The following is a 7,987-nucleotide window of genomic DNA, read 5'->3' on the forward strand; positions in this document are numbered from 1 at the left end:
TACCTTGATTATTTAACATTTATGCGACTGCGTCGCATTCTTCTGCAAACTTAGAACCTTTCTATGAGGGCGCGTTTTAACGGGCACGCCGAAGGGGGCAGAAGTCCATAGCCCAGCGGCAAGCGAAGCGACGCCCTGGGTATAATGGGCCGTGTAGCTTGCGCCCAGTAAGGGCAAAAGTACTGAAACAGAGCGTGTTATGTTTACTTTTGCCCCTACAGGGCGTAGCGTAACGTGGCGGTTTACCCAGGGTGTCGCTTCGCTTACCCTGGGCTGAGGAGGTCATTGGGCCTTCAGCCCGCTTGGGTTGACAGGACTATGCGCTACCATAGACTTTTCTGCCCGCTTGGGTTGTCAGGGACAAGGAGAGTGCCACACGCTCTTGATATGCGAAAAATCTGTGGAAATCTGAGGGATCTGTGGGCGACAACTAAGCGCACAATGCGCTAAAGAACAGGCTGGATGTATTTATTCTCCCACGGATCTCTCAGATAAGCACAGATGCCATGCGGACTGCTTGTCAATAACACAGATCGCGCCGTCGGCGCGGCAGATCGACACGGATTTTTCGCATGCGGAGAGTAATATGTATGGAAGTATGCCACATGACGGGGCTTACTTGATACGCAGAAAATCCGTTTAAGATCCGTAGGCCCAGAGGACCATCAAAAGAAAAGAAAAGAAAGAACAACAGATCCGTGATGACGGATCCGTGCGCATCGGTGAGATCGGTGTTTCTTAGACCTAAAGGCCATCGCCGTAGGCGGTTGGCGCACGAGAGGACGGATAACGCACGGGCATCCAACATCATAAAACCGCTTTGGAGATTCGAATGATGGCGAGCAAGACACGCAGGGACCCAGGGGACGACGATGGGATTGTATGGATATTTGGTTAAGAAGTTGTGCAGGAAAATCGGACGAACCAGAGGACGAAAGGAGGAGATTTGAGCGTTTGAAAGGACAAAAACGTCGGGTGGACTTGCAGTTAGACATCTATCGAGTTGCGATGGCTTAGCTTTCGAGGCACGAAAGACCATGTTTCGCAATGCGAAAGGTAAGGTATCGAGGTGCGATTAGGCATGTTTCACAACGGGGATGGCGGTTGACAGAAGGCACAACAATGCCAACGAACAGTAAGTGATTGATTACAAGCGGGTTGCAGAAATGCGCAAGAATCGCGTATTTGGAGACGGAGGACTGGGCGAGCGGAAAAACAGTGTAGATTGACATGTAGTTTGTTAAGAAGAATGCTCATGGTAGGATGTTTTTTTTTACTCTTGCTCCGCGTCCTGCTGCTTGGAGTTCCGGTGCGCCGTCGGCGCAAAGAATGGGCAGAAACAAGAATCCCCCGTTCGCCCTTCTCTGAACAAGAAGGGAGAACGGGGGATGATAGGGACGGACAACGGAGCGTTATCCGTAGATGATCTTACCTGTTTCGTCGCGGTTCTCGTCGATGAACGACTTGTTGTACTGGGTCATGCCACGGAGCGACATACCCATGCTTGAGAAACCTCCATCGTGGAAGAGCGTCTGCATGGTGACCTTCTTCGTGAGGTCGGAGAACATAACGACGCAATAGTCGGCACACTCGTCGGCGCTGGCGTTGCCAAGGGGCGACATGCGGTCAGAGAAATCGTAGAGGCCGTCGAAGCCCTTGATGCCGCTGCCGGCTGTGGTGAACGTGGGCGACTGGGAGATGGTGTTGATGCGAACACCCTTCTCGCGACCATAGATGTAGCCGAAGCTGCGAGCGATCGACTCGAGCAGCGACTTGGCGTCGGCCATATCGTTGTAGCCGAAGAAGGTGCGGTGAGAAGCCACATAGGTGAGCGCCAACACAGAGGCGTTGTCGTTCAGGGCGTCGAGCTTCTTGGCCACCTGAAGCATCTTGTGGAACGAGATGGCTGAGATATCGAGCGTCTTGCTCAGGTATGAATAATCCAAATCGTCGTAGGTGCGCTTCTTGCGCATGTTCACGCTCATGGCACATGAGTGGAGCACAAAATCGATCTTGCCGCCCATGGCCTCCTGGGCCTTCTCAAACAGGGCGGTGAGGTCCTCAACCGACGTCGCGTCGGCAGGGATGATGGTGGCGTTGGTCTTCTTGGCCAACTCGTCGATGGTGCCCATGCGACAAGCCACGGCGGTATTGGTCAACACAATCTGTGCGCCCTCTTCTACCACACGCTCTGCCACTTTCCACGCAATCGATGCGTCGTTCAATGCGCCGAAGATGATACCGCGCTTTCCTTTCAACAAATTAAAAGACATAATGTTCTATTTAGATAAAATGATATTGTTCTTGCCTTAAACTGCCATTCTGCTACTTTCATGTTTCAAATGGCGGTGCAAAGGTATAACATTTTGCACACTTATGGGCAATAATGTGCAAATAATTGTGTTTTACCAAGCATTTACCCCATAATCATGCACAAATCAAAACGAATGTGCAATGGGAAATGGGGCCATAACCAGGCGAAGCGGGTGGCGAAATACGGATCAGAGCGCGGCGGCTATCTTGCGAATCGCTTGGATACGCTGCATGAACGATGGGTTTCGCTTCGCAGATATCATATCGTACCTCGTCTGCAAATTTAGCAAAGGCTCAGCATCAAGTCCAAGAGCAGCAGCTATCAGCATAGCGAGATGTGCATTCATAGCTCGTTTACCATTCAGAACCTCATTGAGTAATGAACAGGACACACCTATCTCTTGAGCAAGCTGACGTTGGGTAACGCCACGATACGCTATCTCATCCTTTATGACTTCACCAGGATGGGTAGGTTCGAAAGGCTCCAAATTATTTACGATCATATCTTCTCTTATCTGACGCATATCTCTTCCTCATTTACTTATAATGGTTACTCAAGGCAGTTATGTCGCAAATGGTAGCTACAACTTCGCCATCAATGACAATCTCCTCAAACTCTATTCGATACTGGTCATTGACTCTAACAGAAGAAATACCCTCTTTATCTCCATGAAGATGTTCGTAATGAAGCGAACCATATTGAGCAAGTCCGAGCACATTGTTTTGCGCCATCATCAAGTCAATAACCTTACGGTACTTCTTAACGATAGTGGGCTGGTAGCGGTGCTTCTTATCATAGGCTTTGCCATCTACATATAAATCCTTCAGGTAAACTTCTCTAAAGTTAATTTGCATGACACGTTAATCTCAAATGCAAAGATAACAACAACAATCGGAATTCACAAATATGTGAACAGAAACCTTACGCTAAATTGGAAACAAATCAAAAAAAGGTCCGATCACACGATTTCTATTCCCCAAAACCACACGTCTCTCAGATTTTCTTGCTACATTTGCCATGCCTTGCGCACCATCTTCCTTACAAGCGATATCACACAAGGAGATAAAAGGGGGCGCACAACAGTGGCTGCGCCGCATGCCGGTGGAATGGCCATAGCAAAAGACAAAGGTCATAAAAGAATTGAAATATGGAAGCATTAGAAGCATTGTACACACGTCGAAGCATCAAAGGATTCACCGACCAGATGCCTTCGCAAGACGAGATTGACAAGGTGACAAAAGCGGGAACTGCCGCACCTACGGGCATGGGCATGCAGTCGCCCTACATCGTGGTGGTAAAGAACAAGGCTCTCCGCGATGAACTGTCGAAGATGAACGCTGAGGTGTTGGGCACCCACGCCGACCCGTTCTACAACGCCCCGGTCATCATCGTGGTGCTGGCCAGCAAATCGAGAAACACCTATATGAACGACGGTTCGCTGGTGATGGGCAACATGCTTAACGCCGCCCACGCCATAGGACTTGGCGCTTGCTGGATTCACCGCGCCAAGGAGATGTTCGAAAGCGAACGCGGCAAGCAGCTGCTCAAGGAATGGGGCATCGACGACGATTGCGAGGGAATAGGCCACATCGCCCTCGGCTACCCCGCCATGAAGCCGAAGCCTGCCAAGCCGCGCAAGGAGGGATATGTGAGGGTCATAGAGTAATCCACCGCCCCACCCTATCCGCCACACGCCTTCCGGGCAACAACCAGGAGGTTTCACAAAAAGGCATGGGAGCCACGAATCATCCCAAATCGGTCATTAGATCCTAACAACCCACCTGTTTCGGTCTAATGACCGATTTGGGATCATCAGGCGGAGCCGTCGTGCTCGGACTGATGATTTTGGTTTGGCGACAATCTGAAAAGGGGGAAATAAGGGCACAAAAAAAACTCTGACCGTTACCAGTCAGAGTTTTAAGGTAGTGGATAGGGGAATCGAACCCCTATGCCAAGATTGAGAATCTTGTATCCTAACCATTAGATGAATCCACCATCGTTAGCTTTACGTTGCGAAAGCAACAAGCGTGTACTCGGTAAGAGAATCGAACTCTTATGCCAAGATTGAGAATCTTGTATCCTAACCGTTAGATGAACCGAGCCTGTTTCAAGCATCTCTTGCAAAGAGAAAACGTTGCGGAAGCTGGGGGATTCGAACCCCCGGTACGCTAACGCGCACGGCAGTTTAGCAAACTGCTGGTTTCAGCCACTCACCCAAACTTCCTTGGTTTTGTTAACCTCACCACATCTGTTTTCCAAATGCGGTGCAAAGGTAGTGCTTTTATTTCACAATTCCAAATATTCCATAGACTTTTTTCGCATAAAAGCATGAAAAATGTAACTTCCGCAGGTTTTCCATACTTTCAAGCCTGTCTGAATAGCTCGAAGATGAAAACCTGCGGAAGGGTTTCGTGTCATTTCATACGATTCTGCCTCGTATAAAATGAGGGATTACTTGGTGTAAGTCATAGACTCCTTGATCACGCCACCTTCTGAACCGCGGAGGGTCTGGGTAATGGTCAGGGTGTTGCCATTGATGTCGACTGTGGTTTCTGATGTGCCTTCCTCGAGAGCGGTATCGTCGATCGAAACGAAGACATCAGAGGTCCATGTTCCATCTTCCCAATCCCAAATCTCGAGCTTATTGCCTGAAGGCACACGCCACAAGCCTTTCTCCCAGTCGTGGCTGCCGAAACGAATATACATATAACCTGAAGCGGCAAACACAAGACGGTCAGGCTGGCCCTCATAAGCATACGTTATCTGCTCATTCCAGGAATCCTCGTCTTCCTGGGTCCACTCTTCGCCATTCTTTTTAGACATTTCTTTCATTTTCTCCTTCATCTTGACAGCAAGGTCGCGCATACTGTTGGCCTTGAAATCGAAGACAGTATAACTTCCTGCCTTGAACGAATAGGCGACACTCTGGAACTTCCATGTGCTGCAGAGCTTCTTGGCTGTAGCGCTTGCGGCTACGGTAGATGTTACCTTACGGGCGTTGTAGCTCTTTGTGGTGGTAGCGCCATTGGGGGTAATCTTCACCACGTAAGTCTCGCCATTCTGGGTGATGACCAGCGTGCCATAGCCGTTGAGCACAAACTCGCCGTTGGCGCCCTTGGTGTAGTCGCCATAGTGGAGACCGTCGTCTGAAGACTCGGCGGCGCGCTGGGCGGCGCGGCGTGCCATCATGGGCTTGGCACCATAGTCCGACTCATCGCCACCCACGAAGTATTGGCCACCTTCGGTAAGTTCGATGAATGAGATGTCGGCGTTGGGATCGGTGATCTCATAGCGGGCAGCGTCGGTATTAACAACGTCACTGCCTGAACCGCCTCCACCCTCTTCAGGGTCGTCGTCACTGCCGCAAGCTGTCAATCCACCGAGACACAACACGAAGGCCATCAGGATAAAAAACCATTTTGTTTGTTTCATAATTTGAATGATTAATGGGTAAGACAATAATTGTTCCTACAGACTCATTAGGTTAGCAATGAGCTGCTTTTCTTATGCAAAGGTAAGTGGTAACAAGCAATTACACAACATGCACCAACGACTGTACGTGCCTGTTCGTCAGCATGTGTGCCTAAACGCAACAACAAGGTGCTTATGTGAAAGAAAAAACCACAAAACAATGGTTGCACGACACAAGCCATCATTTCGTAGTTTTCGCAAGCCACTAAGACGTTACTTTGACTTGGATGAAATCTTTAAGGCTACTCCATTCTTAAATCGAGCTATGAAAACTCGTGGCAGGTTGCCTATGCCAAGAGGGGCGTTAGCCTTTAACGTTGCGATACATTTTCCATCAAGAGAATAGAGTTGGCCCGGGACGTTTACTACCAAACTATGATCATGAAACGTGAAATAGGTTTCACGATCTATCGCCTTTGGCATCTCAATATCGGTTGCTGCCACTGCACCAATGGTTACAACAAAGGAGCCACAAACAAAGGTGGCAGTTCCGTCGGAACATTCCTTGGGAGCCAAACAGTCACCATAAGCCACAAACGATTCCGATTGAATGGGAGCCACCACAAAGCCGCCACGCACAGGTTCATCGGCGTAAACGGCAAGCGCACTGAGGATAAATAACAAAAATGCGGATAATCTCATAAAGCAGGTTACTTATACAATAATGACTTCACTCGTAATACGAATAAGCTGATCCCCCTTACTGTTCTTGCTTATACAAGATCATGGTGTCGCCTAAAAAGGCATCGTCACCTCCAAGGCAGAGAGAATGGTCTTCCTCGTCATAGACGGCGAAAGCCACAAACTTTCCCCCAGCCTTCTCTCCTTCTGTAACCTTAAAAGTAATATAACCTAAGTTGTTAATCTTCCAGGTTCCTTTATAAAGGGGTTCTGGCTCGTCATCATAACCATAAGAAAACGTTCCATCACGATTAAACACATAAGTCTCGCCTACGCTCTCCTTATCCACATCATACTTCTTCCATGTTCCGTAAAGCATAGACTTTGTTACTACGCCACGCACGGATTCCGCCACCAAAGCAAAAGGAACCGACTTAATCTGGGAGGCGCCAATGGGACTGCCATTCACATAAGCCTTAACAAAGTAAGCTCCTAAGGTCCAGTCAACATCCTTGAAATCCAAGCTAACGGTACAAATGCCAGATTTAGAGGAGTTAACTGTCGCTTCCTGGCTCCATACCTTCTCGCCGTCCTCAGTATTCAACCTCAATTCAACCCTGACAGCCAATTCCTTATTAGCAAGAACCTGCCCTGTCGTAGGATCAGTGGCCATGATCTGATAATCCATTGTGGTAGGTACTTGGGCTGATGCTGTCAGACCACAAACCAAGAACAACACAAAGAAAATACTTCTTAAAAACAATTTCATCTTCTTCTTATTTATATTAACTAAACTTGTCAAACTCACAAAAGCAAGTCAAGACAACTATCAAGAACGGCAAAAATAGAAGAAATAAGCCAAACGTGCAACACCTCCTCACCCCGTTTCGTGCTCATTCGAACCAAAAACGCAGCAAGGAACACAAAAAACATGCTTATACGCTCAAAAAAAGGCTCATCCGTTAAATGCATGAACATGCGACCCGAAGGGGTATAAGCGCATAGCGCATGGTATCGCCCTGGTGGCCATTTGGTTTTACATGCCTCTGAAAGCGGGCTGAAAGCCCAACAAGCGAATAGCCCAGGGCAAGCGAAGCGACACCCTGGGTATTATCGTGTTGTCATTGGTGCGCCCTGAAAGGGCCAAAGCGTTAATTATCAATGCTTTTGCCCATTCAGGGCGCATTGCTTTTATCAATCCGTACACCCAGGGCAAGCGAAGCGACACCCCGCGTATTATCGTGTTGTCATTGGTGCGCCCTAAAAGGGCCAAAGCGTTAATTATTATTGGGCTTAACCTTTCCGCTTCGCGCCGGTGACTGTTAGTTCAGCCCGTCTTTGACCACATTATTAGTTTTACCGGACAGCAATCATTTGGGATAAACCCCAATCGGTCATTAGACCGACTAGTGTGATATATGATGATATTATGGCCGATTTGTGATAAACAAAGCACAAGATACGAAACCAAAGGAAACACTAACCCTACAACACACAAAAAGCCCGAAGACTCGTTAGAATCCTCAGGCTTCGCTCTTTTGAAAGAAGGCGGCTTCCTACTCTCCCGCATTGCATTGCAGT

7 protein-coding genes and 3 tRNA genes are annotated in these 7,987 nt (G+C 48.5%); 1 reads left to right on the forward strand and 9 read right to left on the reverse strand.

Annotated elements, in window-relative coordinates; all coding sequences use genetic code 11:
* Nucleotides 1–1,412: 1,412 nt before the first annotated feature.
* From WKK33_RS00655 to WKK33_RS00665, 3 genes are all read right to left on the reverse strand, one after another.
* Nucleotides 1,413–2,273, reverse strand: a complete 861-nt coding sequence (locus WKK33_RS00655; protein ID WP_287767881.1) for an SDR family oxidoreductase — start codon at nucleotides 2,271–2,273, stop codon at nucleotides 1,413–1,415.
* A 228-nt stretch (nucleotides 2,274–2,501) separates the two neighbouring features.
* Entirely contained in the window at nucleotides 2,502–2,837 is a 336-nt protein-coding gene (locus WKK33_RS00660) for a HigA family addiction module antitoxin (protein WP_215760346.1), read from the reverse strand.
* A 13-nt stretch (nucleotides 2,838–2,850) separates the two neighbouring features.
* Nucleotides 2,851–3,168, reverse strand: coding sequence for a type II toxin-antitoxin system RelE/ParE family toxin (locus WKK33_RS00665; RefSeq protein WP_337932037.1), 318 nt, complete (start codon nucleotides 3,166–3,168; stop codon nucleotides 2,851–2,853).
* A gap of 293 nt (nucleotides 3,169–3,461) precedes the next feature.
* Between WKK33_RS00665 and WKK33_RS00670 the strand changes: the two genes are divergently transcribed.
* Nucleotides 3,462–3,980, forward strand: a complete 519-nt coding sequence (locus WKK33_RS00670) for a nitroreductase (protein WP_337932038.1) — start codon at nucleotides 3,462–3,464, stop codon at nucleotides 3,978–3,980.
* A 257-nt stretch (nucleotides 3,981–4,237) separates the two neighbouring features.
* Here the strand turns inward: WKK33_RS00670 and WKK33_RS00675 are convergent.
* The 6 genes from WKK33_RS00675 to WKK33_RS00700 form a co-directional block, all read right to left on the reverse strand.
* Nucleotides 4,238–4,309 (reverse strand) — tRNA-Glu (locus WKK33_RS00675).
* 35 nt (nucleotides 4,310–4,344) lie between these two features.
* Nucleotides 4,345–4,416, reverse strand: a tRNA-Glu gene (locus WKK33_RS00680).
* 35 nt (nucleotides 4,417–4,451) lie between these two features.
* Nucleotides 4,452–4,538 (reverse strand) — tRNA-Ser (locus WKK33_RS00685).
* A 227-nt stretch (nucleotides 4,539–4,765) separates the two neighbouring features.
* Nucleotides 4,766–5,746 carry a hypothetical protein gene (locus WKK33_RS00690; RefSeq protein ID WP_337932039.1) on the reverse strand — a complete coding sequence of 327 codons (981 nt, stop codon included), beginning with the start codon at nucleotides 5,744–5,746 and terminating at the stop codon, nucleotides 4,766–4,768.
* 252 nt (nucleotides 5,747–5,998) lie between these two features.
* Complete coding sequence (locus WKK33_RS00695) at nucleotides 5,999–6,427, reverse strand: hypothetical protein (protein ID WP_337932040.1); 429 nt, start codon at nucleotides 6,425–6,427, stop codon at nucleotides 5,999–6,001.
* Nucleotides 6,428–6,485: 58 nt separating this feature from the next.
* Nucleotides 6,486–7,175 (reverse strand): hypothetical protein, encoded by a 690-nt coding sequence (locus WKK33_RS00700; protein ID WP_337932041.1) that lies wholly within the window; start codon nucleotides 7,173–7,175, stop codon nucleotides 6,486–6,488.
* Between the last annotated feature and the right edge of the window lie 812 nt (nucleotides 7,176–7,987).

The organism is Hallella sp., assembly GCF_037460745.1.
Classification (GTDB): domain Bacteria; phylum Bacteroidota; class Bacteroidia; order Bacteroidales; family Bacteroidaceae; genus Prevotella; species Prevotella faecis.

What these genes read in the sequence shown, in the direction of transcription:
- WKK33_RS00655 (WP_287767881.1), bottom strand. Translation starts at nt 2,273, where the DNA reads ATGTCTTTTAATTTGTTGAAAGGAAAGCGCGGTATCATCTTCGGCGCA.
- WKK33_RS00660 (WP_215760346.1), bottom strand. Translation starts at nt 2,837, where the DNA reads ATGCGTCAGATAAGAGAAGATATGATCGTAAATAATTTGGAGCCTTTC.
- WKK33_RS00665 (WP_337932037.1), bottom strand. Translation starts at nt 3,168, where the DNA reads ATGCAAATTAACTTTAGAGAAGTTTACCTGAAGGATTTATATGTAGAT.
- WKK33_RS00670 (WP_337932038.1), top strand. Translation starts at nt 3,462, where the DNA reads ATGGAAGCATTAGAAGCATTGTACACACGTCGAAGCATCAAAGGATTC.
- WKK33_RS00690 (WP_337932039.1), bottom strand. Translation starts at nt 5,746, where the DNA reads ATGAAACAAACAAAATGGTTTTTTATCCTGATGGCCTTCGTGTTGTGT.
- WKK33_RS00695 (WP_337932040.1), bottom strand. Translation starts at nt 6,427, where the DNA reads ATGAGATTATCCGCATTTTTGTTATTTATCCTCAGTGCGCTTGCCGTT.
- WKK33_RS00700 (WP_337932041.1), bottom strand. Translation starts at nt 7,175, where the DNA reads ATGAAATTGTTTTTAAGAAGTATTTTCTTTGTGTTGTTCTTGGTTTGT.